This is a genomic window from Tenacibaculum haliotis (assembly GCF_025215075.1).
In the GTDB taxonomy this organism is placed as follows: Bacteria; Bacteroidota; Bacteroidia; order Flavobacteriales; family Flavobacteriaceae; genus Polaribacter; species Polaribacter haliotis_B.
The window spans coordinates 78,494-103,578 of the sequence record NZ_JAOBTH010000022.1; the positions used below are offsets into that span (position 1 = coordinate 78,494).

Below are 25,085 nucleotides of genomic sequence, written 5' to 3' on the forward strand. Positions count from 1 at the left end.
TCACTAGAAATAGTGAGGCTTTTTTGTTGCTCAATATTTATGTTGCTTTAAGGTTTGTTTTATTAGTGTTTCTATGGGGTATTCTCAAAAGTTGTGTGTGAATTGAAATAGGAGTACGATTTTTGTATTCAAAAACATCTTTTGAGAATGATCCGTAAAAGGCACACTTTTAGGGTATCTAGTTTTGAGTTGAAAAGTAATATTTTAAAAAAAAAGGAATAAAAAAACTCTAACCAGTAAGTAGTTAGAGTTTTTTGTTGTTTAGGTGAAAATATTAATTTTTACGATGCCAATAAGTAGTTCTACCAAAAGCAGCAAAACCAATATATCCTCGAATTTTTAATTTATTGTTGCTGTCAAGTTTGATGTAGCATTTGTATTCTTTTCCATTTTTAGGATCTAATATTTTTCCGCCACTCCATTCATTATCATTTTTTGATAGTCCGGTTAAAATATTCATTCCCAAAATAGGAGCATTTTTACGTTTTCCGCCACATTTATCACATAAAACTTTCTGCCTGTCTTTGTCGGTAATTTCAATAATTTTAGCAAATGCTTTTCCGTTTTTTTTGTAAACTTCAATAACAGAATCGACCTTATTTGTTTCTTCATCGCGATTTTCCCATTTTCCGAAAATAGTTTGAGAGCTGATAGAAGAGCTAATAATAAATAAAAGGATAAAAAGTGATTTTTTCATTTTGTAAAATTTAATTAAATTATATTTTCAATAATCGTTCCAATCAATCCTATTGAGCATTAACATTGTGATCCCATTTTTTTTGAACACGTAAAACTTGTTCAATTATATCACGTGCACAACCTTCGCCACCATTTTTATCAGAAATGTATTTTGATATTTGCTGAATTTCACGAACAGCATCATTTGGGCAACAGGGCATACCTACTAATTTCATTACAGGGTAATCAGGAATGTCATCACCCATATAAACTATGTTTTCGGGGTTTAAATTGTACTTTTCTACAATTTCATTAAACTGCTTAATTTTATTATGAGCTCCTAGGTAAATATCCATAATTCCTAAATTAGCCAAACGCGTACGAACACCTTCGTTTTTTCCGCCAGAAATAATACATACTCTAAAGCCAGATTTTACGGCAGCTTTTAAAGCGTATCCGTCTTTAATATTCATTTGGCGTACTAATTCACCATCAGGAAAAACGGTTACGATTCCGTTTGTTAAAACACCATCTACATCAAAAATTAAAGTATCTATTTGTGGTAGTATTTCTTTATAGCTTTTTTCCATTTCTTTGGATTGATTTTGTAATAATTTGATAAATTTCTTGTTGTTCTTTGTTGAGTAATTCTAAATGATTCTGAATCGTTTTTTGATCGTTTCTCTTCGCAGGCCCAGTTTGAGCTTCTTCTGGATTTAAGGAGATGATTTTTCTTGCTGTTTCCTGAATTAAAGGTTGTAAAATTTCAAAAGGAACCTGGTGTTCTTTACAAATGTCTTCACCAATTTTGTAAAAGTGGTTTGTAAAATTATTTACAAAAACAGCAGCGACATGTATGGTTTTACGTTGTTTAGAATTTATATGATATGTTTTTTTTCCGATTGATGTTGCTAATTTTTCTAATATATTTAAATCTTCCTCGTTTTCAGCTTCTAAACAAAATGGAATTTCATCAAAATTAACAGTTTTATCCTTCGAAAAACTTTGTAACAAGTAAAAAACACCTTTCCGGCTCTTATTTTTTAAAGAATTTAAAGAGGCACTTCCAGAAGTATGTACAATCAAGCTGTTTTTTTTATCAATTTCTGATGAAACTTCAGAGATAGCATCATCTGAAACCGCAATAATATACACGTCGGCATCTATTAATAGCTCTAAACTATTGGTAATGGAAACATCTTCCTTTAAATGTTTAATTTGCTGCAGGTTTCTGGCGTACACTTGCACTAAAGAAACTGCTTTCGTTTTATTAAAAGCTTTTGCTAAGTGAGTTGCTACATTTCCGCCGCCAATAATCGCAATTCTAATCATAAGCACGAAGATATTGATTTTATGTTATAGTAATTTAGCTAATTCAAAAAAGGTAAAAGGAAAATAATAAAGGTTTAAAGTTGATTTTGTAGATTAGCTTATTAAAAGAGATACATATGAAATTAGATATATTGGCGTTTGGAGCGCATCCCGATGATGTAGAGTTAGGTTGTGGAGCAACTATTGCAAAAGAAATTTCATTAGGTAAAAAGGTTGGAATTGTAGATTTAACTAGAGGGGAACTTGGTACAAGAGGTTCTGCAGATTTAAGAGATAAAGAAGCGGCAAAAGCTGCTGATATTTTAGGTGTTTCAGTACGTGAAAACTTAGGTTTTTCAGATGGTTTTTTTATAAATGACAAAGAGCACCAATTAGCAATTATAAAGATGATTCGTAAATATAAGCCAGAAGTGGTATTGTGCAATGCAATTGATGATCGACATATTGATCATCCTAAAGGAAGTAAAGTGGTTTCTGATGCGTGTTTTTTAAGTGGCTTATTAAAGATTGAAACTATGTTAGGGAATGAACAACAAGAAAAATGGCGTCCCAAACAAGTATATCATTATATACAATGGAAAAATATTGAGCCAGATTTTGTAATTAATGTAACCGGATTTATGGATAAAAAGGAAGCTGCAGTTTTAGCATACGCTTCACAGTTCTTTGATCCGAAAAGTAATGCTCCAGAAACGCCTATTACAAGCAAGAATTTTACAGATAGTATAAGATATAGGGCTAAAGATTTAGGAAGATTGATTGGTGTAGATTATGCAGAAGGTTTTACGTCAGAACGTTACGTGGCTGTTGAAAATTTAAGTAAATTAATTTAAAAAAAGTTTTGCAGATATCAGAAACCGTTGTATATTTGCACCCGCAAGTTACATGGTGGTTGTAGCTCAGTTGGTTAGAGTATCGGTTTGTGGTACCGAGGGTCGCGGGTTCGAATCCCGTCTTCCACCCAAAAAGTCTTCTCATTTGAGAAGACTTTTTTAATTTACAGCAAAAAAAAACTTCTCAATTATCTTTGAGAAGTTTTTCTGATTTTTAACCATTCGTCGTATTTGTCTTTATGTTTAAAGCGTTTGTGTGTCCATAAATAACACTCAGGTTGTTTGTTTATATTTCTTTCTGTTATTTCTATAAATTTATCCGTTATTTCGAAATTGTCGTAGCTCTTAGGATTGTCTGTTATTAGTTCGAATTCAGTTTCAAAATATCCTCTTTTAATTTTAGTCGTATTCATGTTAACAACTATTAAATCGTATTTTTTTGCTAAAATTTCAGCGCCAGTATGTACGGGTACTTTTTCATTTAAAAAATGAGACCAATACCTTGTTTTACGAACTTTAGGTGATTGATCACTTAATAATATGTATAGCGTTTGTATTTTTTTAGCTTCTCTGCTGCTAATTGTTTTGTTGAAGGCAATAGTAGGAACTCCTTCGAAACCAAATTTAGTTCTCGAAGCCTTTATTTTTTTTTCAAAAAAAGGATTTTGTATTTTGGTGTAAGCGCCATAGCAGTTAATGTTTAAATACTTTGGCATTGCAAAAGCCCATTCCCAGTTAGCTTGATGGGCACCAACTAAAGCAATACTTTTTCCTTGTTTAGTTAATTCGTTTATAAGTTCAGGGTTTTTGTATTTGTATCTTTTTGATATTTCTTTTTCGCTAATGGTAAAAGATTTTATGCTTTCGAAAATTAAATCAACAAAGTGTCTAGAGAATTTTCTTGATAATTTATTTATCTCTTTTCTTTTTTTATTAGGAAAAGCTGTTTTTAAATTACTAATAATAGTTTTTTTTCTATAACCGATAATATGATATAGTATAAAAAAGAAAAAGTCAGAAAGTATGTATAAGATTCCCATAGGTAATCTTGATAACATCCATATAAAAGGATAGGTAATTGCAAAAGTAAAAAACTTCATAATTTTAATTTAAAACGCAAATATCGGATTAAATTATCAATCATTTGCTTTATTAACTTTTGATTATGTTTGTGGTTATAAATATATATAATGAGTCAAATTATTTTAATATTAATAGTTGCAAACGTTTTAGTGTCTTATAAGGGATTTAATGATCTTGTTTTTTTTGATAGATACAAGTTTCAAGTGCAAAAAATACTAGGAGGAGAAAAGTTAAGAATGCTAACATCGGGTTTTTTACATGTAGATTGGATGCATTTGGGTTTTAACATGTATGCATTGTATCTTTTCGGAAAAGTAGTGGTTGTTAATTTCGGAATTCCTTATTTCTTGTTGATTTATGTGGGGAGTTTGGTTGCGGGGAGTCTGTATTCATTGTATCAGCATAAAAATGAATTTTATTACAGTGCTGTCGGCGCTTCTGGTGCCGTATCGGGTATTATTTTTTCATCAATAATGTTGTATCCAGATATGGAGTTAATAATGTTGCCAATTCCAATTCCTTTACCAGGGTATATTTTTGGTATTGGGTATTTATTGTATTCAATCTACGGAATGAAAAATCAGGTAGGTAATGTTGGGCATTCTGCGCATTTAGGAGGTGCGATAGGTGGTTATGTATTAACATTACTATTAAAACCAAGTGTTATAGGAAACAATACTTTAATGATAGGAATTATCGGAGTGATTATAGTGGGGTTGTTTTTATTTGGAGATAAATTAAAGAAGTAAAAATAAAAAAGCCGAAACAAATGTTTCGGCTTTTTGAGCGAAAGACCAGGTTCGAACTGGCGACATTCAGCTTGGAAGGCTGACGCTCTACCAACTGAGCTACTTTCGCATTGGTAAATATAGGTTTTAGAGTCTACCTTTTAAAGACTTGGAGCGAAAGACCAGGTTCGAACTGGCGACATTCAGCTTGGAAGGCTGACGCTCTACCAACTGAGCTACTTTCGCATTGGTAAATAAAGGTTTTTAAAGTCTACCTTTTAAAGACTTAGAGCGAAAGACCAGGTTCGAACTGGCGACATTCAGCTTGGAAGGCTGACGCTCTACCAACTGAGCTACTTTCGCATTGGTAAAGATTATTGCAATTACTTGCACTTGCTTTTTAATAAAATAAATTATGTTGTAAAGCGGTTGCAAATATAAGATGTTTTCTAGTATTTGCAATGGTATTTTTAATAAAATTAATAAAATTTTTGATCTTCTCTCATAACTTTCACGAAATGAAAACCATAGATCTCAAATCCTTCATTGTAATAAAATTTTTGAGACTTTCTATTAGCTGTATAAGTGTTTAATTCTGCCGCTTCACATCCTTTAGCCTTGGTGTATTCGTAAATCCATTTAAAAAATAACTTCCCTAAATTTTGCCCACGATATGTTTCATCAATAATAACATGATCTGGTTCTACACTTTTGCCAAGATAATGACGCATGCTATACCAAAGACCGGAAATACCAATTAACAAATCATCATCAAAAACACCAATACATTCATAGGTATTATACGTTACCATTTCTAAAACACGTTCTTTTAAAACTTTATCAGGGGTGGTGGTATTTACTTTTCTTAATAACGGAAGAATACTTAGTATGTCTTTTTTATCAATAGGTTTAAAGTTGATGTTCATTATTTATTAAATTAATAGTTAGAAAGAAATAAAAGACTAAATTACTATACATAAACGTAGTAGTTTAGAATAATAGTTTTCTATTTAAAACAGAAAAAATTTAAGATTTTAAAAATAAGAAATGATTAAGATTAAAAAGATAAAAGCAGAAGAAACTTATGCTATGCGATTAGCAATCTTACGTAATGAAATTGAATTACCATATAAATTCAAAGAGGATTTTTTTGAAGAAACATTTCATTTAGGTGCATATTACGAAGAAGAGTTGGTGGGAATAGCCACTTTTATGAAAAATAAAATGGAAGGTTTTGAAGAAGCGCAATATCAATTAAGAGGAATGGCAACGTTAGAAAAAGTAAGAGGTAAGGGTTTCGGAAAAGAGATTATTGAGGAAGCAAAAAATATTTTAAGCAAAAAAGAGGTATTTATTTTATGGTGTAATGCTCGAAAAGAAGCAGTTTCTTTTTATGAAAAGTTATCTTTTAATAAGATGGGAGCAGCTTTTGATGTAGTGAAAGTAGGGGTGCATTTTAAAATGTACACTAAAATATAAGCATAAAAAAAACTCAAACCGTTAAGTTTGAGTTTTGTAGCGAGAAGCAGATTTGAACTGCCGACCTCAGGGTTATGAATCCTGCGCTCTAACCAACTGAGCTATCTCGCCATTTGCGGCTGCAAAGATAGAACTTATTTGTTTTTAAGCAACAAATAAATGTGATTTTTTTTTAAAAAAATAAAGATATATATTGCCGCCTTAAGAAAAAAACAAATGAATAAAGTAAAGTTCGAATTAGAGTTTCCTATACACGCATCACCAAGTATGTTGTATAATAGCTTAGCAACTCCTTCAGGATTAGAAGAGTGGTTTGCAGATAGAGTGAATTCTCGAGGAAAATTAATCACTTTTATGTGGGACGATTCTGAGGAAGAGGCCAAAATATTAGCGAAAAAAAACAATGAACGCATAAAATTTAAGTGGGTTGAAAGTGAAGATGATGAAAGTTATTTTGAATTTAGAATAGAAGTAGACGCATTAACCAAAGATGTAGCGGTAATTGTTACTGATTTTGCTGATGATGAAGATGCTGTGGAAGAAGCAAAAATGTTGTGGGAAAGTCAAATTGAAAGCTTAAAAAATAGTATTGGAGCTTAATTTCTATCTAAGATATTAAAAACTCGACATTTTGTCGAGTTTTTTTATGGCTAATAATTACCTAAGCTGTAAATTTGCAATCAAATTTTTTGAGAGATGCTAAATTTTAACGGGAAAATAATATCAGCAAAAGAATTACAATTATCTAATGATAATAGAGCCTTTAAATATGGTGATGCTATTTTCGATACGGTAAGAGTACTTAATGCGAAAGTTGTTTTTATTGAAGATCATTATTTTAGATTGATGGCATCAATGAGAATGTTGCGTATGAAAATACCGATGAAATTTACGCTTGAATTCTTACAAGAAGAAATTTTAAAGACTACAAAAGTACTTCCGAAGGCTGAAAATTATAGAGTCCGATTAACTGTTTATAGAAAAGATGGAGGATTGTATAATCCGAAATCGAATGAAATCGATTATTTAATAGAAGCATCTGAATTTAGTTATGTAGAAAAATCTAGTTATAAGGTAGATTTATTTAAGGATTTTTATAATTATTCGGGCTTATTATCAACCATAAAAACTACAAACAGAATGCTAAATACTTTGTCTGCTATTTTTGCTGATGAAAACGATTTAGATAATTGTGTGTTGTTAAATGAACGAAAGGGAGTTGTTGAAGTAACCAACGGAAATGTATTTATAATAAAAGATTCAATTATAAAAACACCAGCTTTAACAGAGGGATGCATAAAAGGAATAATTAGAAAGAAAGTAATTGAAATTTTAGAAAAACATCCTGATTATACTATTAAAGAGACTGTAATTTCTCCTTTTGAATTACAAAAAGCAGATGAGGTTTTTATTACCAACGCTATTGTAGGTATTCAGTCGGTTACAAATTATCGAAAGAAGGAGTTTAAAACAGAAATAACAAATAAAATAAAAAGTAGTCTTAAATTATTAACGATAACAGGTTAATTCATTTGAACATCGCTGGGAGCATTCGCCCAAATTTTATATTTACCACCTTTTTGAAGCAATTTATCTTTCCATAAGCTTTTGTCATTACTTGTTAAGATGTTTGCATAGTCGTTTTCTGAAATAAACCAAGAATCAGTATTTAACTCATCTTCTAGCTGATTAGTTTCCCAGCCAGAATATCCTAAAAAGAAACGAATATCGGTAGGCTTTAATTTATTGCCTATTAAAAGTTCTTTTAAAAGCTCAAAATTACCACCCCAATAAATACCATTAGCAACTTCAATGCTATTCGGAATTAACTCTGGTACTTTATGTATAAAATATAAATTATCTTGTTCTACAGGGCCACCTTGATATATTGTAAAATCACAATCAATTTCGGGTACTAAATCACTTAAAACATGTTCTAAAGGTCTGTTTAAAATAAAGCCAACAGCATTTTTTGAAGTATGTTCGGTTAATAAAATAATAGTTCGTTTAAAAGAACTATCATTTAAAATAGTAGGCTCTGCAATTAATAATCTGCCTTTTTCGGGTTTAAGTGCAACCATAATAATTAATTATTTATGTTACTAAAATAAGTAAAATTTAATAAAATTTTAACACAATTGTTAAAATATATAAAAAATAACAAGAAAAGAGTTATATTTTTTCTAATTTTAGAATAACTTCATTACGTTTTCTAACCGATACAGGAATCGTTTTTTTATTTTTTAAAACTAAATAACCTCCATCTGATTTAATGAACTCTTTGATATACTGCGTGTTAATTAAATGACTTTGGTGTACTCTTATAAAGTCAAACTCTTTTAGCATGTCTGCAAAATACTTGAGCGTTTTGCCTACTAAAATTTTTTGATTATCGATTAAAAAGAACTCCGTATAGTTATTATCGGACTTACAACGGATAATATCATCTAAATTAACTACAATAATTTTGTCAGAAGTGCTTAAGGAAATCTTTTTAGGACGTTGATTCGGCTGATTTATCGATTGTTTTAAAACAGTTAATTGTTCTTTATCTGGCTTAATTTGAATTTTAGCTTTATTAATTGCGTTTGATAAATCTTCGTTTGAATAAGGTTTTAAAATATAATCGATAGCAGCGAATTTAAAAGCTTTAATAGCAAATTCGTCACTAGCAGTTACAAATATAATTTTTGAAGATAAATTAGGATGAATTTCAAGTATATCAAACCCAGTACCATCACCAAGCATGATATCTAAAAATAGAATATCTGGTTGTTTTTTTCTTAATAATACAGCTGCTTCTACCACACTTTTTGCGGTACCAATTATTTCAATTTCTTTATGATGCTTTATAATGTCGTTTTGCAACATTTTTAAAGCAGATGGCATATCGTCAACAATAATAGCAGTTAGTTTACTCATGTTAAAAATCGGTTTTTAAAGGGATTTTAAAAGATACTTTTGTTCCGGTTGGGTTCTTTTTTTCGATGATTTCATCAATACTAAAAAAGCTTTTTTTAGACAACGATCTAATACGTTCTTCAGTAATTTTAATGGCAACCGAATTATGAGAACTTGAATTTTTGTGTTTTTTTGATTGATGAATCCCAATACCATTATCAATAATAGTACATTGTAAAAATTGGTTTTTGGTTGAGAAATCAATCGTAATTTTCCCCATTTTTTTTGTTTTAAAAGCATGTTTGATGCTGTTTTCTACAAAAGGTTGAATAAGCATTGGCGGAATTAATATTTCTTCAGAATCGATATTTAAATCTGTAGTGATTTGATATTCAAAAGCATTTGAATTCATTTGTTGTTCTAATTCGATATAGTTTTTTAGTACTGATATTTCTTCAGCTAAGCTTATTTCTTCTTGTCTAGAGTTATTTAAAACACCACGTAGTAGGGTAGCAAATTTACTTATCGTTGTATTTAGTTCTATTGATTTTCCTGAATTCCCTAAGGCTTTAATTCCGTTTAAAACATTAAAAATAAAATGCGGATTCATTTGTAATTGCAAGGCTTTTTGTTCGAGAGATAACAAATGATTCTCTAGTTGTAATTTTTTTACTTTAGCATTGTTTTTGGCTTTAATTTTTCGAATGTAAAAGAAAATTATTCCGATTAAAAAAAGTGTCGTTATGGCAATAATCCCCCATATGAACCAACTTTTTTGATGTATTGGAGTATCAATAAAAAAATGAAACTGTATAGGTGTGCTTGTTTTTTTATCAATTTTAGATTGTACTGAAAAAGTATAGTTTCCTGGATTTAAATAAGGTAAATCAACAGTATTTTTGGTTGTCCAATTACTAAATTCACTATTTAATTTATAACGATATAAAATATTTTTGGGGTTATTTATATTCACCGTTTTGTAGGTAAATGAAATATGGTTTTTTGAAGGTTTTAATTGTAACGTTCTGTTGTACTTATTAATGTTTATACTGTCTAAAGATTTGTAAACAACCTCGATATTTTGAAATGTAATTATTGGTTTTTTTTGAGTTGAAACCTCACTATTTAGTTTGTATATACCTTGGTTATTCGTTGCGATCCAAATATTTTTTTGTTGATCTTGAAAAACAGCATTTATTTGATTTGTTTTTAACGTATTGTATTTATTGATGCTTTTTATGAAGTTGAAATTTCTATCAAGGAGTTCAATTCCTTCATCTTTTGTAAGAATCCAAAATTGATTATTTATAAATTGAATACCTTTTATCTTTTTTAATGAACTTGTTATCGTTTTAATTTCACCGTTAACAATTAATTTAATGCCGTTATTGTAAGTAGTTGTAACGATGTTTTTTTTATGAAGGAGAATAGAAGTGTAATTACCTAAGTCTATTCTTTTTAAAAGAGTCGGATTAATTAATTTATCTAGTTTCCACAACCCTTTGTTGGTCGCAATCCAATAAAAAGAACCATCAAACTTTAAATCGTTTATTTTATTTAAATCAATCTGAAAATTGGTTCGAATGTTTGAAAGGAAATCTTCACGAACTCTAAGTATTCCTTTGTCTGTTCCTAAAAAAGTATGTTGCGATGTTGTTAATACGTAGTTTATTTTTTTGTCTTCAAAATTACGAAACTTATTATTTTTTCTGATACTTAATCCGTTATCGGTACCAATAAATAGCGTGTTTTTTGTAGCACTAACAACTGTTGTTTTATTGGAAATTAAGCCTTCTTTTTTGGTATAAGTAATAAAGTCATTTCCATCAAAACGAGCAATACCTTTATTGGTTGTAAACCATAAATAACCAATATTATCTTGAGCGATAGCTGTTACCGCTAAACTTGGTAATCCGTTGTTTAAATTATAGTTTTTAGGTGTGTTTAATTGCCCAGTTGCGTTGGTTGCAATCGATGTGATGATAAGCAATAATAAATTCTGAAAAAATTTCATATAAACAAACTTAACTAATTTAAACGTCATCGCGATAAAGTATGTTAAAGTAATCTTTTAATATAGATTGCTTTACTTTGTTCGCAATGACGTTCCCCTGTATATTTATTTCATAGCATACAAACGTTTGTTATTTGTATCTGGTTTCAGGTGTTTTAAATCTCCATAAGGTTTTGTTAAGGGTTTTAATACGCATAACACAGATGTTTTTCCTTTAATAAGTAATTTACTATCTTTTATTTTATAAGTCCATCTAAATTTTTCAACAGGAATATTTAATTTATTCATCTTTTTCATTAAGTCTTCATCATTGGCAATAAAATCCATAATTTCTTCTTGCATTACAAAAGTTGGAATTTCTTCATCCGAATGTAAATAATCAAGCTCTAAATTTACCGGTACGCTAAATTGTTTTGTGTATGGTTCACCAATATAACGTTCTCTTTCGTTTGTTAAAGCATCAAACCATTCGATCTCTCTTTCCTTTGGATATTTTTTAGCAATCTCTTTAGATAAATCTACTTTCCCTGGCGAATTAGCTGTCGGATAAAATACGTAGTATGGCGCTGCTAAATAATGATTCGAAAACTCGCCTCCAAATACATTAAAGTAAGGTGAAGCTACAACTTGCGGAACTTCATTCGTAGAAAAAGCTTGCTTTAAACTATTTAAAAGTGCTCCGTTTTTACCTAATCCGTTTGAATGAAATACAATTTTTGTATCTGTGTTAATCACTTCTTTTAAGGTTGGTAAATTACCTTTAGCGATACTTTTTTGTAAAGATTCTGTTGTGATTTTTTCTCCGTTAATAACAGTTTCAAGATGCATTCCTTTAAAAGGATTGTTGTAATTAACAATATGAATATCACCGTACGGATTTTTAGTTGCGTTATTGTTCATCCACGTAATAATTTCTTCTAACGAATATTCTTCATTTATAACACGATAGTTTTTTTCTTTAAAATAAGCCCTAGCACTGTCGTAAAACTTACTTTCATTTTTATCGTATCCAGCAATAAATACAATAGGTTTTCTTGAACTTAAATTAATTTTGTTTACAGTTTCTTCTTTTTTAGCAATATTTCCCAGCTCTTGTGTGTCACCTTTTTTTGTTTCATTACAGCTTGTAAATGTTCCGATTAGTAGTAGTAATCCCATTACCATTCCTACTTTTAAAATGTGTTGTTTCATAGGTATTGTTTTTAAGGTTATTATTTTGTTATTGTTGTAATATGATCGTCACGTTCTTCTCTAAATTAAAATTTGTAGATAGTTTATTTAAAATGTTTGGCAGGTTTCTGTCGCTAATCCACAACCCATTTTTTTGTTTTTCAACAGAAGCTATTAATCCGTTGTTGTTTATCTGTAATTTTAAGCTGTTATATTTGCTTAAATACATTTTTAATACTGATGAGTAATTGTTGTCTGACCACATAATATTTGTTTTATACAGTCAAAATTAGCGAGGAAGTAAGGTGTAATTTGAAGTTAATTAGAATTCGTAGTAGATAAATTAGAATTCGTTGAAAAATGAAGTATTCTCTGAAATAATAAAGTAAGAGTATAATTTATAAGGTGTTGCTTTTAATATAGATGATACCTTTATTTATTTCATATATTTTTATATAAATTGTGACAATTATAATTTTTAAATAAATGAAAAAGGATAAAGATATTTTTTTTAAAGAAAAAGAAAAAAAATCAAATAAGTTTAGGTCAGATATTCTAAACATTGCAATTAATACGGAATTTTTAATTTCTAAAATTTTAATTAATTTTCTAGGAGAGACCAAAGAAGTAAAAGAAACCCTAGAAAAATATTTATTTTCTGATACGTTAACTTTTGAAAAAAAAATTAATTTATTTAATTCTCTACATAAAAAGGAACTATTTATCAATACGACTGATAGTGTTAGATCTGATTTAGATTATTTAAAGAAAATAAGAAATTACATGGCACATTCAAAAGTAGCTATTGATTATCGAGATGTAAATAATTTAGATAGAAACAATTTACTTTTTCTTTCATATACTGAAAGAAATGGAGAAGTCGAAATTAGAATAAATATAGATAATGATAAAGAAGATTTAAAAAATAATATTTATAGTAATCTGGAGTTGTTAAAGAGAAAAAATAATTTAAATAAAATATTAGGCGAGATATATAATGATTTAGTTAATTGTTAGTCTAATTATTTGATTAAAATTTAATCGAATAAATAATATAATTATCGTTAATAACAATCGGTTTTAATTTGATTCGTTTTTTTAAAAGTACTCAACGGAGTGTTTAATTGATGTAAAGAAATTTTTTCTAAAACTTTTATAACACCATTCATCATACTAATAGAGCCACAAATCATTATGGTTCCATTATTTTTTAAAGTTGATGCAATTAAGGCTTGTTCCTTTAAAATAAGATCTTGTACGTATTCTTTATTTTGCTCTTGTGAGTAAGCAATATGAATATTTTCTTCATTTAAATTTGTTAAAAACGGCGCATACATTTTTAATGATTCTTTAGTTCTTGCTCCCCAAAATAAATGAGTTTTTAAAGGATTGTTTAACATTCCTAAAAAAGGAGCAATACCTGTTCCGTTGGCTATTAGAATTGTTTTTTTTGATTTTTCAGAAAAATGAAACGTTTTGTTTTTTTCAATTCTAGCAAGTAAAGTATTTGCTGTTGTAAGATTGAAAAGTAAATTAGAACATACTCCGAACTCATGTTTTTTAATACTTAATAAAATATCATCATTAATTTTTCCGACAGAATATAAGCGTTTCAAGTTATCTTTTTTAGGAGTAATGGCTAATAAATCTCCAGAAGAAAAATGTATTTTTTTAGAAGGTTTTAAACGAATTAAAAATGAGTTGTCGATATTTAAATTTGTGATAGATTTCACTGTAAAAGCTTGCTGTTTTTTAGGTTTAACTAGCTTTTGTTTTAGTTGTAAGTCGATATTTGTTTTTTGAGACCATTGTATTCCCCAAGTTTTAAAATCATTAAAATTTTGATTGTTAATTTTATAAAGAGATAAAACAGACGTAAAGTTTTTGTTTGTTTTTAAAGCATTATTAACATCAATAGCAAACTTGCAATATTCAGGATATGCTAATGAGCCAAAACCAATTACAGCATAATTTATGGAATTTGGCTGTTCAATTTTTTCAACTAATGCTAAGAAGTTATTTGCATTTGAAGGAGGTTGTCCTTCGCCATAAGTTGCCGTCAAAAGAATTAATTGGGTTGCTTTATTATAAGATGTGTAGTTGTTTAAATGGTCTATATAAACAGTTTTTTTATCAGTAATTAAAGCATTGTATAAAGAAGACGCAATACTAAAAGTACTGCCTGTTTCTGAGCCAACTAATATAATAATTTCTGAATTTTCTTTTTTAAACTTGTTTTTAGGTAATGAGCTTTTACGTTTTCTTTCTAACGTCATGGCAAAACCAGAATAGATAAAAAATAAAATAGCAACACAGGATAAAAGTAAAATTATGGGCCAAATAATAGTACTACGACCAGTATGTAAAAACAAACTCCAATCGGATAGTATTTGTGTTAAATGTAATTTTTTTGCACTAATAATTTCACCAGAATATTGATGAACAATAAGCTCTTTGGTTTTTAATTTTAAGAAAAAATAATCTTCGGCATCGTCAGAAAATGGAAATTCAATACTTTTAACTTCATTTAATTGAATGTCTTTAAAGATGGAAAACTCCTCAGTGGCAATTTTTTTATCCGAAGAAATATCTGAAAAGTCAAAAGTATGGTTAATGTTGTTTTTAGGTAAAAGAGAAAATTTTTCTAGAGATAAATATACCCCGGTTACTGTAATTATTAATATAGGAATTAAGGTGAATCGACCAATAATTACGTGATAATATTGGTTAAAACCTTCCTTTACAACTTTAGTGAAGAAACGTATAATTCCGCCTTGTCTTTTAATGATAAGAATGCTTCCTGTTATAGTAATTAAAAATAGGAGGAAAGAGAAAAAACCAACTAAAAAACGACCAGTAGATTTTAAAAACAAAGAACGATGTAAATTGGTTGTCCATTTAAAAATAGATGCTTTAGAAACAACACTACTTATTTTTTTACCAGTACTAGGATTAATGTAAAACGTTTCATTTTTTCCGTCTTTGGTAATTACGGCAACGGTAACAAAATTATGTTCATTAACATCTAAAGTAATTACCTCTTTGTACTCTTTTTTTAAAGAAAAAATTGTTTGAGAAAGGGAAACATTATCAGTAGTTACTGCATACGGTTTTAATTGATTCGATATCGGTTCGAAACTTAAAATTATACCGGTTATAGCAGCAATAAGTATAAAAATAGATGAAGATATAGCCAGTGTTAAATGGCTATACCTCCATACAGAAGTAGTTAATTTCATTAAATGGTATTTTACTAATTATTGCGGAATCATGCGGATGTAACGTATAAATCCTTTTCCTTCAATCTTGTTTTTTACGTTTTCTGTAGTAAGTTCAAATTGAACATCGTCTTTATAATACTCTTGATCTTCTACGGCAGATTCAAATCTAATTTTATAACCTTTATTTAATTTGCTTTCCGGAATTTTAAGAATACTAATGGTTCTATTACCTCCACTAACTGTAGCTCCTGTTATGGCATCAATATCAGCTCTTTTTGTACCTTGAAACTTCCACCATTCTGTTATGTCCGAATACCAATCTTCATCATCACCTTGTACATATAGCGTTTTTTCATATTCGCCATCAGGGTTTAATAAAGAAACTGTAATATAAGCACCTTCGCCTGTATAATTTTTTAATTGAATCATACATTTATAAGTAGCGTCATCAGAAGTAGTAAAAGCCATCGCTCCGAAAGCCAAGAATAAAATTATAAGTGTTTTTTTCATGTTATTTATGTTTAATTACTTGAGTTTATTTTAAAAAACTGATATCGGTATTTTTTAGATTCTCATTTTCTTTAGCTAAATCATATAAAGTTTCATCAAAATCTGTTTTTACATTTTTGTCAGCTCCTTTACTAAGTAAATGTTTTATGATTTTCTGATTTTTAGCAATTAAAACAGCTTCCTGTAATGCTGATAATCCTTTTTTGTTTTTAGTATTGATATCAATTTTATAATCAGCTATAAAATTTAGCATAGCAATACTTTGTTTTTTAACAGCTAGATGAAATAAAGTATTTCCGTCTTTTTGCGTTTGTTCAACATTTAAACCTTTAGTTTTTAAAAGCGTTAGTTTTTGTTGAAATTCTGCTGTTTTTTTAGCATTGAAAGTTTTAAATAAGTAATAGTTAAGGTTATTACCTTTGGCGTCAACAATAGTAGTTTTGGCTCCTTTTTCTAATAAAAATTTAACAATCTCAGAACTGTTGCTTAAGCTATTTGTAAGGGCAGATTTTCCTTCTTTATTAGTGTGGTTAAGATTTGTAGTTTTTGATACTAACAACTTAATTACCTCTAAAGAGTTTCTTCTAGATGCATTTATTAAAGGAGTATTTCCATTAACATCAGCTTTATTGATATCTATTCCTTTTGATATAAAATAATTAAAAGTAGCGATGTCTTTATTTCCATAAGCTAAATTATGAATAGGATTTTTACCTTGGTTATTAGTTATGTTAGGGTTGATGCCTAGATTTTCTAAATATTTGAAAAATTCTAGTGAATTGTAACCACTTCTAGAACCTCTTGAAGCTAACAAAAAGGCATTTCCACCATTTTTATTTAGGTTTTTATATGGGATTCCTTTTTTTAATAATAATTCAGCTATTTTTTTATTACCATTTTTAGCTGCATAATTAAACGCTCCGTTACCATCATTATCTAAACTAGTAAGTGACAATCCTTTTGCAGTAAAATAATCAACCAAGGCGAAATCTTTTAAATTAGGAATTAATAGTAACAACGCATTAGCACCATTTTCGTTTACATCATTTTTAATATCGATACCGTTTTTAATAAGTACATCGTATATTTTTGTGTTGGTTAGCCCTGCTGCTGCCGCAAAAGTTAACGGTGAAAAATTATGAGAATCTTTTAAATCTAGTCGCGCTTTATTATCAATAAGATGTTTAACTAATTCTAAATTTCCTTTATAAGCAGCCCAAAACACGTAGGTTCTTTTATCGTGTGTTAGCTTATTTACATCATTACCTTTTTGTTTAAGAAGGTGTTTTATGCTCGTATTTGGTGCTTCAGCTAAAATAGCATTAGTAACAGCATCAAATCCATTAGATGTTAATGCACTTGGATTATTGTTTTCTTTTATTTTTTGATCAATAATAGCAACAGTTGGTTTTGTTTTCCAGAAAGCACGATCCAAAAAAACGTTTTTTGTTTGTGCTTGTAGCATACTTGTAATGAAAACAAGTAAAAATGTAAATTGTAAATTTTTCATGTGTTTTATTTATTTTTTAACGAAAGATTCAATCGTTTTATCTATTTGTTGTTGCTCGGTTATTTGGTCTGAAAATAAGTGTTTGTATAATGGTTTGTTCTGTACTTTTTTCTCTAGAGAAAGATTGGTGTTTCTTCCATAAACTTCATCCCATTTACTCCTAACTAATAGCCATTTGTTGGTGTTTTTTTTCCACCAATCTTGCGATGCTTTACATTTACTATCAGCTACTTTAACATAAGTGTTGTAGCCTTTTTCATGTGCTAATACAATATCTTTAGTGTCTGCTTTTCTAATTATTTTCTTGTTATCTTGATCGTGTACCCAACCATAGCTTGTAATTTCATGACGATTTCCTCTTTCGGTTACATTATAATCACTTCTTTTAGTGTATTCTCTACGAGGTAAAGGCGCATCAGTAGTATTTTCCCAGTAACTTTTTCCATCTACATGTACCCAAGTTCCTGAGCCTTCGTAACGCGGACTATCATCAACCTGATATACTTTTTGTGTCCATTGTTTTTTTACATCAGCTTTAGTTTTTTTCTCAAATAGCCAGTTATTATCTCCATTAAACATATAAAAGTTTTGATTTTGATAAGCCCAGTCTTGTCGCCAATGTTTTACAATATGTGGCTTTGCAGGATTACCTACTTGCAGTAAATGTTGAATTGATATGTTGTTTTTACCATCTTCGATTAATTGTGCCCATTCTAAACCTTTTGCAATTTTTGTTTTTGAAGGCTTGTATAAAGAATCTTTACTATTATTAAAAGTTTCCGCAAAATTAAAAGTCACTTCAAAACAACCGCACATTTTTTTTATTGCTTCTTTGTCTTTTGCTTTTTTACTTTGAGCATTTATTGTTAAAGCAGTTAATAATAGCATGCTTCCTAATAATACTTTTTTCATTTTATGATTTATTTTTAGTTGAATTAATTTTTTGACAAAAATATAAATTTTATTTAGATTGATTTAAAATAAACAATATATTTGTCGAAAATTATTAAGAATGTTTCTAAATAGAAAAATAATAGGTTTTTTAACTTTTATAAGTTTAACTGTTTTTTCGCAAGAAAAAACAGTTAAAAATAACGAGGCTCTAGAAATAAATGAGTTAGAAGAGGTAATTGTTACAGCAACAAGAACTAAACGACAGTTATCATCAATACCAATGCCTGTTACGCTAATATCTAAAGAACAGCTTGTGAAATCGGGTGCAATACGTTTAAAAGATATTTTGTTAGAACAAACAGGAATCGCTTTAGTTTCTGACTTTGGAGGCTCAGAAGGAGTCCAATTACAAGGTGTTGCGGCAGATTATACTTTAATTTTAATTGATGGTGTTCCGATTGTAGGAAGAACCTCTGGAAACATCGATTTAAATAGATTAACGGTTAATAATATAAAACAGATTGAAATTGTTAAAGGACCATCTTCTTCTTTGTATGGATCTGAAGCAATAGGTGGTGTAATTAATATAATTACCGAGCAGCCTAAAAATGATAAAGTAGAAGGTTCTGTTGGTTATTTAATAAAAGGAGGTGCTACTAACGAATTAGATATAAATACAAACGTTCAGTGGAAAAGAAAGGGGTTTGGTGTGGTTTCAGGAATAAATTTAAACTCCAGTAATGGTTTTGATTTATCACCTGAAACTGCTCCAAAAACAACCGAAGCACATCAAAATTTTACAGGAGATTTAAAGTTAAGTTACGATTTTTCTAATCTACTAAAAGTTAGTGTAGCGAATCGATTTTATCAACAAAATCAACATAAAAATAAACAAACCGATTGGAATGTTAATGCTACAATTAATCATGAAATAAGCGATAAATGGCAGTTAGATTATAATTTTTATACCACAAAGTATAAGGCAGAAAGTGTATTTAGTAATGATGAAACATTGTATAAACAAACTTTGTTACGACCAGAAATCAAATCGACAAATAAGTTTAATGACGGAATTTTGATTTTAGGAGTAGGGGTTAATTTTGACGCTTTAGAAAGAACTGAATTTAAAGGCACTAAAAAATACGATACACCTTATGTTTTTGGACAGTTTGATTTTAATCCTACCCCAAATTTAAATGTAATTATAGGTACTCGATTTGAAAATAGTAATCAATATAAATCAGCATTTACACCAAAAATATCATCAAGCTATAAAATTAACAATTGGCTTACTACAAAAGCATCGGTAGGTTACGGATTTAAAGCACCTGATTTTAGGCAGCTATATTTTAATTTTAGAAATTCCGCAAGCGGATATGTGGTTTTAGGAACCCAAACATTACACAATTTGTATGGTAATTTACCAGAAATACAATCCATAGAAAAAGAATTAAAACCAGAAAGTTCTATTGGGTATAACTTCGGATTTGAATTAAAACCAGCAGCAGGATTAAAAGTAAATATCAACCTGTTTAGAAATGATATTAAAGACTTGATAGATACTTTTGATACGCAATTAAATGCCTCAGATATAGGGTTGCCCGCTGGAACACGTATTTTTTCTTACAGAAACATCAATAAAGTATATACGCAAGGGGTGGAGCTAGAGGCGAATTATAAACTATCCTCTAATTTTAACATCTTAGGAGGGTATCAATTTTTGGATACGGGCGATAAATCGCAAGAAGATTTAATAAAGTCAGGCAAGGTTTTTTACAGAAGAACACCATTATCTTCATCAGAAAAAATGACAATTTCAAATTATTACGGATTACCAAACAGGTCTAAACACATGGCAAACTTTAAAGTTTTTTATGAAAACTATCAATATGATTTTTCTGCAAATGTTAGGGCAGTGTACCGAAGTAAATATGCTTTGTTTGATACAAATAACAGTCAAGGAATTATTGATGAGTATGACGATTTTGTAGCAGGAAATATGCAAGTAAATATTGCCATTCAAAAAACATTTTTTGATTTAATGAACCTTCAACTTGGTGTTGATAATATTTTCGATGAAAAAGGAACCGAAAATAAAAACACCTTCAAAAATAACGATAGTGTTTTACGTTTAGGAAGCACTTATTATGGTAGAATCCAATTTAATTTTTAATATATAAATCAATAAAAAATGAGAATTTTAAAGTCAATTTTAATCGTTGCAATGTTAAGTTTTGTAGCTGTATCATGCAGTGAAAATAACGATATAGTACCAGATGAAGTTTCTACAAAGCAAGTGGTTAATTTACATGCAAAAGAAACAACAGATCGATCTGTACATCCAGCAGTAACATCAGGTGAGTTTGTTAAATTCAGTTTTAGTACGGGTGCAGTAACAACAGGTGATAATTGGGATATTGCATTTAGAGGAACTACTATTTTGGTTAATGGTGGTGTTGCTACAGGAATTACAAATGAGCCTGAAAGAAAAAAAGATGCAGCTTTAGTATTAGTAGAGAGTGTATTTTCAGATGTTAAAACAGCACCTTTAGATAACGCGTTTAAACAAGATGCTGTTGATGCATTAGCATTACCTAAAACCACATGGTATTCTTATGATAGAACTGATCATAGTATAGACCCTGTGGCTGGAAAAATTATAGTCGTAAAAACAAATGACGGACATTATGCTAAAATGGAAATTATAAGTTATTATAAAGATATGGATAGTTCAAATTCTGCAGACCCTGTAAATTCAGGCGCACAATATTATACATTTAATTACGTGTATAACCCTAGTTCTGGAGATAAAAATCTTCAGTAATTGTTAATTATTTTGTTAGTTTTTGTTAATGAAAAGCTGTTCTGGTTATTAATCAGGCAGCTTTTTTATTGGTTTAATATGTGTTCGATATAAAAATTTTGATTTTTAAATTGTCACTTCGAGTAATTTTAGATAGAAAATTGTATCGAGAAGTATAATAAAAAAAACAAAAATGTTGTTTTCTATAATTAAATTCTTGCTTAATTTCACTTGAATCGACAGCTTTTCTTATACCGAACTTATATTAATTTAGTTTCTCTTGTAAATACTTAGCGGTATAAGACGCTTTATTTTTAATTAACTCTTCAGGAGTTCCTGTAAAAATTAAATTACCTCCATTTTTACCACCTTCTAAACCAAGATCAATAATATAATCGGCACATTTTATTAACTCAATATTATGTTCAATTACAATAATCGAATGTCCTTTTTCGATTAAAGCATTAAACGATGCTAATAGTTTTTTAATATCATGAAAATGCAATCCGGTTGTAGGTTCATCAAAAATAAATAAGGCTTTGTCTTTAGTGTTTCCTTTTATTAAGAAAGAAGCTAGTTTAATACGTTGTGCTTCTCCACCAGATAAGGTTGATGATGATTGCCCTAATTGTACATAGCCTAAACCAACATCTTGCAAAGGTTTTAGTTTTTTAGCGATTTTAGGTTGTTCGTGTTCCGAGAAAAAAGCAACAGCATCATCAATAGTTGAGTTTAAAATGTCATCGATAGATTTTCCTCCGAAAGTAACTTCTAGCACTTCTTTTTTAAAGCGTTTACCGTTACAAGTATCACATTGTAAATGTACATCGGCCATAAATTGCATTTCAATCGTAACTTCGCCTTCGCCTTTACAAACCTCGCAACGACCACCTTCTACATTAAAAGAAAAATGTTTTGGTTGATAGTTTCTTATGTTAGATAGTTTCTGGTCTGATAATAATTTACGAATATCATCGTAAGCTTTTATATAAGTAACAGGGTTTGATCTTGATGAGCGACCAATCGGATTTTGATCAATAAATTCGATATTTTTTATTGTATCAAAACTTCCGGTTATGTTGGTGTATTGGCCAACTTTATCTCCATATCCGTTTAGTTTTTTCTGCATTGCAGGATATAAAATTTTCTTAACCAACGTACTTTTCCCACTACCAGAAACACCTGTAATTACCGTTAAGTTATTTAAAGGAAAAGAAACATCTATATTTTTAAGATTGTTTTCTCGTGCACCAATAATATTAATGGTGTTTTTAGATGTTCTGCGAGAAGTTGGAATATCAATTTTTAATTCTTCGGATAAATATTTAGCCGTTAACGAATCTGATTTCATAATAGCATCAAAAGTACCTTCGGCAACTACGTGTCCGCCATAAGTACCTGCTTCAGGGCCGATATCAATAATATAATCAGCTTCTTTCATAATATCTTCATCATGTTCAACCACAATAACGGTATTCCCTAAATCACGTAAATCTTTAAGAACCTCAATAAGTCTTTCTGTATCTTTTGGATGTAAACCAATACTTGGTTCATCTAAAATATACATAGATCCTACGAGCGAACTACCTAAAGAAGTGGCTAAGTTTATACGTTGACTTTCACCACCTGAAAGTGTGTTAGAAGTACGATTTAAGGTTAAATATTTTAAGCCAACATCAGTTAAAAAAAGCAAACGATTATTAATTTCTGTAAGCAATCTTTTCGCAATATTTTTGTCGTTTTCATTTAAGTTTATGTTCTTAAAAAAAACAGCCAATTCATCTAAAGGAAGTGTAACTAAGTCAGAAATTATTTTATCGTGTACTTTTACGTAGTTGGCTTCTTTACGCAATCTTTTACCGTTACAATCGGTACAGGTTGTTTTTCCGCGATAGCGAGAAAGCATTACTCTGTTTTGAATTTTATAACTTTTTTCTTCTAATTTTTTAAATAAATCATGTATTCCTTCAAATTTATTTGTTCCGTTCCAAATAAGCTCTTTTTGTGCTTCAGAAAGTTCAAACCAAGGTTTATGAATAGGAATTTCAAAAGTTTCAGCGTTAAGAATTAGTTCTTCTTTGTATATTCTGTAGGCATCAGTTTTAAAAGGGAAAATAGCATCTTCAAAGATTGATAATCCTGTATTCGGAATCACTAAATCTTCATCAATTCCAATTACGCTTCCATAACCTTCACAAGTTGGGCAAGCTCCGTATGGATTGTTAAAGCTAAATAAATGTGTGTTCGGTTCTAAAAAAGAAATACCGTCTAACTCAAATTTATTACTAAATTCAGTAACAGTATTGGTATTTAAGTTTTCTATTAAACAGAATCCCTTTCCTTCAAAAAAAGCAGTTTGAATAGCATCACCTAAACGATTGTAAAAATCTTCTTCGTGTTTTAAAACAATTCGATCAACCACTAAAAATAAAGCTTCATCATTATAATCTTCAATAGGAAAATCATCAATTCTTAAAACAGTATCATTATATTTTAATCGCGCGTAACCTTGTTGCGTTAATACTTGTAAAACAGTTTTTAAATCTCTGTTTTCATTAAGGGTAATTGGCGCTAATAATAAAAGTTTGGTGCGTTCTTCGAAATTTTTAACAAAAGTAAGTACATCAGAAACGGTATGTTTTTTTACTTCATTACCAGATATTGGCGAAATGGTTTTACCTATACGAGCATATAATAGTTTTATATAATCGTAGATTTCGGTTGAGGTACCTACAGTTGATCTTGGATTTGTTGAGTTTACCTTTTGTTCGATCGCAATTGCCGGAGCAATTCCTTTTATATAGTCTACTTTAGGTTTGTGTAATTTTCCTAAAAACTGACGTGCGTATGAAGATAAACTTTCTACATAACGACGCTGTCCTTCGGCATACAAAGTATCAAAAGCTAAAGAAGATTTTCCAGAACCAGAAAGGCCTGTTATTACAACTAATTTATTTCGAGGAATAACAACATCAATATTTTTTAAATTGTGCAGTTTTGCCCCTTTTATAATAATGTTTTCCTTAGGATTAATGGTAGAAATATCTGTCTTCATCTATTCAAAAAAATAAGGCATAAAAATACCATTTTTGTAAATGAAAGAAGAGAATAACCAATTAATTTTTTAAAATTTTTAGATAAAATTTATTGAATACTTGTATTTGTTAATAAAAAAAACAATATTTGTAACTAGTTACTAATCAATAAATAAAAGCCTATAGCTAAATAATTACTTTTTAACGATTCACCCCTTAACGGAAGAATATTGAAAGATGTTCTTAAAAAAAGTAATTATGATGCATAAAGACGTTGTAAGCGATAGCGCTTTAGTACGAGACTACATTAATGGAAAAGAATTGGCGATTGAATTACTAATTAAACGCCATCAGCAAAGATTATATAGCTTTATATATAGCAAAGTACAGAATAGAGATACTACAGAAGATATTTTTCAAGATACTTTTATTAAAGTGATAAAAACACTTAAAAAAGGACGTTACAACGAAGAAGGTAAATTTTTACCTTGGGTTATGAGGATTTCTCATAATTTAATTATCGATTTTTTCAGGAAAAATAATAGAATGCCAACTTTTAACAATACAGAGGATTTTGATATTTTTTCTGTACTAACAGATGGTGCTTTAAATGCTGAAAATAAAATTATAAAAGAACAAATTTTAGCTGATGTTAGAGATTTGGTAGAAGAATTGCCAGAAGAACAAAAAGAAGTTTTAAAGATGCGTATTTATAATGATATGAGTTTTAATGAAATTTCTGAGAATACAGGAGTAAGCATTAATACGGCTTTAGGGAGAATGCGATATGCTTTAATTAATTTGAGAAAAATAATTGAGAAAAATAAAATAATATTAGTAAATTAGACAATATTAGTGAAATAGCATCGTTAAATACTTGATAACAAAATATAT

24 protein-coding genes and 5 tRNA genes are annotated in these 25,085 nt (G+C 29.3%); 10 read left to right on the forward strand and 19 right to left on the reverse strand.

Annotation, left to right across the window (positions count from 1 at the left end; genetic code table 11):
- Window positions 1–274 precede the first annotated feature (274 nt).
- The 3 genes from N2251_RS03330 to N2251_RS03340 are packed head-to-tail and all read right to left on the reverse strand — an operon-like array spanning window position 275 to window position 2,010.
- Window positions 275–697 (reverse strand): DUF2147 domain-containing protein, encoded by a 423-nt coding sequence (locus tag N2251_RS03330; protein WP_260585293.1) that lies wholly within the window; start codon window positions 695–697, stop codon window positions 275–277.
- A gap of 49 nt (window positions 698–746) precedes the next feature.
- Window positions 747–1,268, reverse strand: a complete 522-nt coding sequence (locus N2251_RS03335; RefSeq protein ID WP_260585294.1) for a KdsC family phosphatase — start codon at window positions 1,266–1,268, stop codon at window positions 747–749.
- A complete protein-coding gene (locus N2251_RS03340) occupies window positions 1,252–2,010 on the reverse strand; it encodes a Rossmann-like and DUF2520 domain-containing protein (RefSeq protein ID WP_260585295.1) in 759 nt (252 codons plus the stop codon). The genes N2251_RS03335 and N2251_RS03340 overlap by 17 nt, the downstream gene beginning before the upstream one ends.
- 116 nt (window positions 2,011–2,126) lie before the next feature.
- Here N2251_RS03340 and bshB1 point away from each other — a divergent pair, with 116 nt between their 5' ends.
- Both bshB1 and N2251_RS03350 read left to right on the forward strand, forming a co-directional pair.
- Window positions 2,127–2,843: a bacillithiol biosynthesis deacetylase BshB1 gene (gene bshB1, locus N2251_RS03345; protein ID WP_260585296.1), complete on the forward strand. Its 717-nt coding sequence runs from the start codon at window positions 2,127–2,129 to the stop codon at window positions 2,841–2,843.
- A gap of 54 nt (window positions 2,844–2,897) precedes the next feature.
- Window positions 2,898–2,973 (forward strand) — tRNA-His (locus N2251_RS03350).
- Between the two features lie 58 nt (window positions 2,974–3,031).
- Here the strand turns inward: N2251_RS03350 and N2251_RS03355 are convergent.
- Window positions 3,032–3,943 carry a lysophospholipid acyltransferase family protein gene (locus N2251_RS03355; protein ID WP_260585298.1) on the reverse strand — a complete coding sequence of 304 codons (912 nt, stop codon included), beginning with the start codon at window positions 3,941–3,943 and terminating at the stop codon, window positions 3,032–3,034.
- 90 nt (window positions 3,944–4,033) lie between these two features.
- Between N2251_RS03355 and N2251_RS03360 the strand changes: the two genes are divergently transcribed.
- Window positions 4,034–4,675 carry a rhomboid family intramembrane serine protease gene (locus N2251_RS03360; protein WP_260585299.1) on the forward strand — a complete coding sequence of 214 codons (642 nt, stop codon included), beginning with the start codon at window positions 4,034–4,036 and terminating at the stop codon, window positions 4,673–4,675.
- A 36-nt stretch (window positions 4,676–4,711) separates the two neighbouring features.
- Here the strand turns inward: N2251_RS03360 and N2251_RS03365 are convergent.
- The 4 genes from N2251_RS03365 to N2251_RS03380 form a co-directional block, all read right to left on the reverse strand.
- Window positions 4,712–4,784, reverse strand: a tRNA-Gly gene (locus tag N2251_RS03365).
- A 40-nt stretch (window positions 4,785–4,824) separates the two neighbouring features.
- Window positions 4,825–4,900: transfer RNA gene (locus tag N2251_RS03370), tRNA-Gly, on the reverse strand.
- A gap of 44 nt (window positions 4,901–4,944) precedes the next feature.
- A tRNA-Gly gene (locus tag N2251_RS03375) sits at window positions 4,945–5,017 on the reverse strand.
- Between the two features lie 116 nt (window positions 5,018–5,133).
- Window positions 5,134–5,580, reverse strand: a complete 447-nt coding sequence (locus tag N2251_RS03380) for a GNAT family N-acetyltransferase (protein WP_260585300.1) — start codon at window positions 5,578–5,580, stop codon at window positions 5,134–5,136.
- A gap of 121 nt (window positions 5,581–5,701) precedes the next feature.
- Here N2251_RS03380 and N2251_RS03385 point away from each other — a divergent pair, with 121 nt between their 5' ends.
- Window positions 5,702–6,133 (forward strand): GNAT family N-acetyltransferase, encoded by a 432-nt coding sequence (locus N2251_RS03385; RefSeq protein ID WP_260585301.1) that lies wholly within the window; start codon window positions 5,702–5,704, stop codon window positions 6,131–6,133.
- Between the two features lie 37 nt (window positions 6,134–6,170).
- On the opposite strand, the gene N2251_RS03390 is transcribed toward N2251_RS03385, so the two are convergent.
- Window positions 6,171–6,244: transfer RNA gene (locus N2251_RS03390), tRNA-Met, on the reverse strand.
- Window positions 6,245–6,349: 105 nt separating this feature from the next.
- Between N2251_RS03390 and N2251_RS03395 the strand changes: the two genes are divergently transcribed.
- Window positions 6,350–6,733: an START-like domain-containing protein gene (locus tag N2251_RS03395; protein WP_260585302.1), complete on the forward strand. Its 384-nt coding sequence runs from the start codon at window positions 6,350–6,352 to the stop codon at window positions 6,731–6,733.
- A 96-nt stretch (window positions 6,734–6,829) separates the two neighbouring features.
- Entirely contained in the window at window positions 6,830–7,660 is an 831-nt protein-coding gene (locus tag N2251_RS03400; RefSeq protein ID WP_260585303.1) for an aminotransferase class IV, read from the forward strand.
- Here the strand turns inward: N2251_RS03400 and N2251_RS03405 are convergent.
- From N2251_RS03405 to N2251_RS03425, 5 genes are all read right to left on the reverse strand, one after another.
- A complete protein-coding gene (locus N2251_RS03405) occupies window positions 7,657–8,214 on the reverse strand; it encodes a YqgE/AlgH family protein (protein WP_260585304.1) in 558 nt (185 codons plus the stop codon). The two genes, N2251_RS03400 and N2251_RS03405, sit on opposite strands and share 4 nt — an antisense overlap.
- Window positions 8,215–8,305: 91 nt before the next feature.
- Entirely contained in the window at window positions 8,306–9,055 is a 750-nt protein-coding gene (locus N2251_RS03410) for a LytR/AlgR family response regulator transcription factor (protein WP_260585305.1), read from the reverse strand.
- 1 nt (window position 9,056) lies between these two features.
- Entirely contained in the window at window positions 9,057–11,048 is a 1,992-nt protein-coding gene (locus N2251_RS03415) for a sensor histidine kinase (protein WP_260585306.1), read from the reverse strand.
- Window positions 11,049–11,153: 105 nt separating this feature from the next.
- A complete protein-coding gene (locus tag N2251_RS03420; protein ID WP_260585307.1) occupies window positions 11,154–12,239 on the reverse strand; it encodes a hypothetical protein in 1,086 nt (361 codons plus the stop codon).
- Between the two features lie 28 nt (window positions 12,240–12,267).
- Window positions 12,268–12,483 (reverse strand): hypothetical protein, encoded by a 216-nt coding sequence (locus N2251_RS03425; RefSeq protein ID WP_260585308.1) that lies wholly within the window; start codon window positions 12,481–12,483, stop codon window positions 12,268–12,270.
- Window positions 12,484–12,704: 221 nt separating this feature from the next.
- Here N2251_RS03425 and N2251_RS03430 point away from each other — a divergent pair, with 221 nt between their 5' ends.
- The gene (locus N2251_RS03430) at window positions 12,705–13,235 is read left to right on the forward strand and encodes a hypothetical protein (RefSeq protein WP_260585309.1); all 531 of its coding nucleotides are present in this window, start codon (window positions 12,705–12,707) and stop codon (window positions 13,233–13,235) included.
- 47 nt (window positions 13,236–13,282) lie between these two features.
- Here N2251_RS03430 and N2251_RS03435 read toward each other — a convergent pair whose 3' ends face one another.
- The 4 genes from N2251_RS03435 to N2251_RS03450 form a co-directional block, all read right to left on the reverse strand.
- Window positions 13,283–15,457, reverse strand: coding sequence for a PepSY domain-containing protein (locus N2251_RS03435; RefSeq protein WP_260585310.1), 2,175 nt, complete (start codon window positions 15,455–15,457; stop codon window positions 13,283–13,285).
- Window positions 15,458–15,475: 18 nt separating this feature from the next.
- Window positions 15,476–15,907: a DUF2271 domain-containing protein gene (locus N2251_RS03440; RefSeq protein WP_260585345.1), complete on the reverse strand. Its 432-nt coding sequence runs from the start codon at window positions 15,905–15,907 to the stop codon at window positions 15,476–15,478.
- Window positions 15,908–15,974: 67 nt separating this feature from the next.
- Window positions 15,975–17,459, reverse strand: a complete 1,485-nt coding sequence (locus tag N2251_RS03445) for an ankyrin repeat domain-containing protein (RefSeq protein WP_260585311.1) — start codon at window positions 17,457–17,459, stop codon at window positions 15,975–15,977.
- A 9-nt stretch (window positions 17,460–17,468) separates the two neighbouring features.
- The gene (locus N2251_RS03450; protein WP_260585312.1) at window positions 17,469–18,371 is read right to left on the reverse strand and encodes a DUF6607 family protein; all 903 of its coding nucleotides are present in this window, start codon (window positions 18,369–18,371) and stop codon (window positions 17,469–17,471) included.
- Between the two features lie 100 nt (window positions 18,372–18,471).
- On the opposite strand from N2251_RS03450, the gene N2251_RS03455 reads away from it, so the two are divergent.
- Complete coding sequence (locus N2251_RS03455; protein WP_260585313.1) at window positions 18,472–20,526, forward strand: TonB-dependent receptor plug domain-containing protein; 2,055 nt, start codon at window positions 18,472–18,474, stop codon at window positions 20,524–20,526.
- Between the two features lie 18 nt (window positions 20,527–20,544).
- Window positions 20,545–21,177 carry an HmuY family protein gene (locus N2251_RS03460; protein ID WP_260585314.1) on the forward strand — a complete coding sequence of 211 codons (633 nt, stop codon included), beginning with the start codon at window positions 20,545–20,547 and terminating at the stop codon, window positions 21,175–21,177.
- Window positions 21,178–21,421: 244 nt separating this feature from the next.
- Here N2251_RS03460 and uvrA read toward each other — a convergent pair whose 3' ends face one another.
- Window positions 21,422–24,211: an excinuclease ABC subunit UvrA gene (uvrA, locus tag N2251_RS03465; protein WP_260585315.1), complete on the reverse strand. Its 2,790-nt coding sequence runs from the start codon at window positions 24,209–24,211 to the stop codon at window positions 21,422–21,424.
- Between the two features lie 238 nt (window positions 24,212–24,449).
- Between uvrA and N2251_RS03470 the strand changes: the two genes are divergently transcribed.
- Window positions 24,450–25,037, forward strand: coding sequence for an RNA polymerase sigma factor (locus N2251_RS03470; RefSeq protein ID WP_376740996.1), 588 nt, complete (start codon window positions 24,450–24,452; stop codon window positions 25,035–25,037).
- Window positions 25,038–25,085 lie beyond the last annotated feature (48 nt).

Excerpts from the sequence above, each read along its gene's own strand:
- N2251_RS03385 (WP_260585301.1), top strand. The coding sequence starts at position 5,702 with ATGATTAAGATTAAAAAGATAAAAGCAGAAGAAACTTATGCTATGCGA.
- N2251_RS03330 (WP_260585293.1), bottom strand. The coding sequence starts at position 697 with ATGAAAAAATCACTTTTTATCCTTTTATTTATTATTAGCTCTTCTATC.
- N2251_RS03435 (WP_260585310.1), bottom strand. The coding sequence starts at position 15,457 with ATGAAATTAACTACTTCTGTATGGAGGTATAGCCATTTAACACTGGCT.
- N2251_RS03420 (WP_260585307.1), bottom strand. The coding sequence starts at position 12,239 with ATGAAACAACACATTTTAAAAGTAGGAATGGTAATGGGATTACTACTA.
- N2251_RS03450 (WP_260585312.1), bottom strand. The coding sequence starts at position 18,371 with ATGAAAAAAGTATTATTAGGAAGCATGCTATTATTAACTGCTTTAACA.
- bshB1 (WP_260585296.1), top strand. The coding sequence starts at position 2,127 with ATGAAATTAGATATATTGGCGTTTGGAGCGCATCCCGATGATGTAGAG.
- N2251_RS03355 (WP_260585298.1), bottom strand. The coding sequence starts at position 3,943 with ATGAAGTTTTTTACTTTTGCAATTACCTATCCTTTTATATGGATGTTA.
- N2251_RS03380 (WP_260585300.1), bottom strand. The coding sequence starts at position 5,580 with ATGAACATCAACTTTAAACCTATTGATAAAAAAGACATACTAAGTATT.
- N2251_RS03335 (WP_260585294.1), bottom strand. The coding sequence starts at position 1,268 with ATGGAAAAAAGCTATAAAGAAATACTACCACAAATAGATACTTTAATT.
- N2251_RS03445 (WP_260585311.1), bottom strand. The coding sequence starts at position 17,459 with ATGAAAAATTTACAATTTACATTTTTACTTGTTTTCATTACAAGTATG.
- N2251_RS03360 (WP_260585299.1), top strand. The coding sequence starts at position 4,034 with ATGAGTCAAATTATTTTAATATTAATAGTTGCAAACGTTTTAGTGTCT.
- N2251_RS03405 (WP_260585304.1), bottom strand. The coding sequence starts at position 8,214 with ATGGTTGCACTTAAACCCGAAAAAGGCAGATTATTAATTGCAGAGCCT.
- uvrA (WP_260585315.1), bottom strand. The coding sequence starts at position 24,211 with ATGAAGACAGATATTTCTACCATTAATCCTAAGGAAAACATTATTATA.
- N2251_RS03455 (WP_260585313.1), top strand. The coding sequence starts at position 18,472 with ATGTTTCTAAATAGAAAAATAATAGGTTTTTTAACTTTTATAAGTTTA.
- N2251_RS03410 (WP_260585305.1), bottom strand. The coding sequence starts at position 9,055 with ATGAGTAAACTAACTGCTATTATTGTTGACGATATGCCATCTGCTTTA.
- N2251_RS03340 (WP_260585295.1), bottom strand. The coding sequence starts at position 2,010 with ATGATTAGAATTGCGATTATTGGCGGCGGAAATGTAGCAACTCACTTA.
- N2251_RS03440 (WP_260585345.1), bottom strand. The coding sequence starts at position 15,907 with ATGGCTTTTACTACTTCTGATGACGCTACTTATAAATGTATGATTCAA.
- N2251_RS03395 (WP_260585302.1), top strand. The coding sequence starts at position 6,350 with ATGAATAAAGTAAAGTTCGAATTAGAGTTTCCTATACACGCATCACCA.
- N2251_RS03400 (WP_260585303.1), top strand. The coding sequence starts at position 6,830 with ATGCTAAATTTTAACGGGAAAATAATATCAGCAAAAGAATTACAATTA.
- N2251_RS03425 (WP_260585308.1), bottom strand. The coding sequence starts at position 12,483 with ATGTGGTCAGACAACAATTACTCATCAGTATTAAAAATGTATTTAAGC.
- N2251_RS03460 (WP_260585314.1), top strand. The coding sequence starts at position 20,545 with ATGAGAATTTTAAAGTCAATTTTAATCGTTGCAATGTTAAGTTTTGTA.
- N2251_RS03430 (WP_260585309.1), top strand. The coding sequence starts at position 12,705 with ATGAAAAAGGATAAAGATATTTTTTTTAAAGAAAAAGAAAAAAAATCA.
- N2251_RS03415 (WP_260585306.1), bottom strand. The coding sequence starts at position 11,048 with ATGAAATTTTTTCAGAATTTATTATTGCTTATCATCACATCGATTGCA.
- N2251_RS03470 (WP_376740996.1), top strand. The coding sequence starts at position 24,450 with ATGATGCATAAAGACGTTGTAAGCGATAGCGCTTTAGTACGAGACTAC.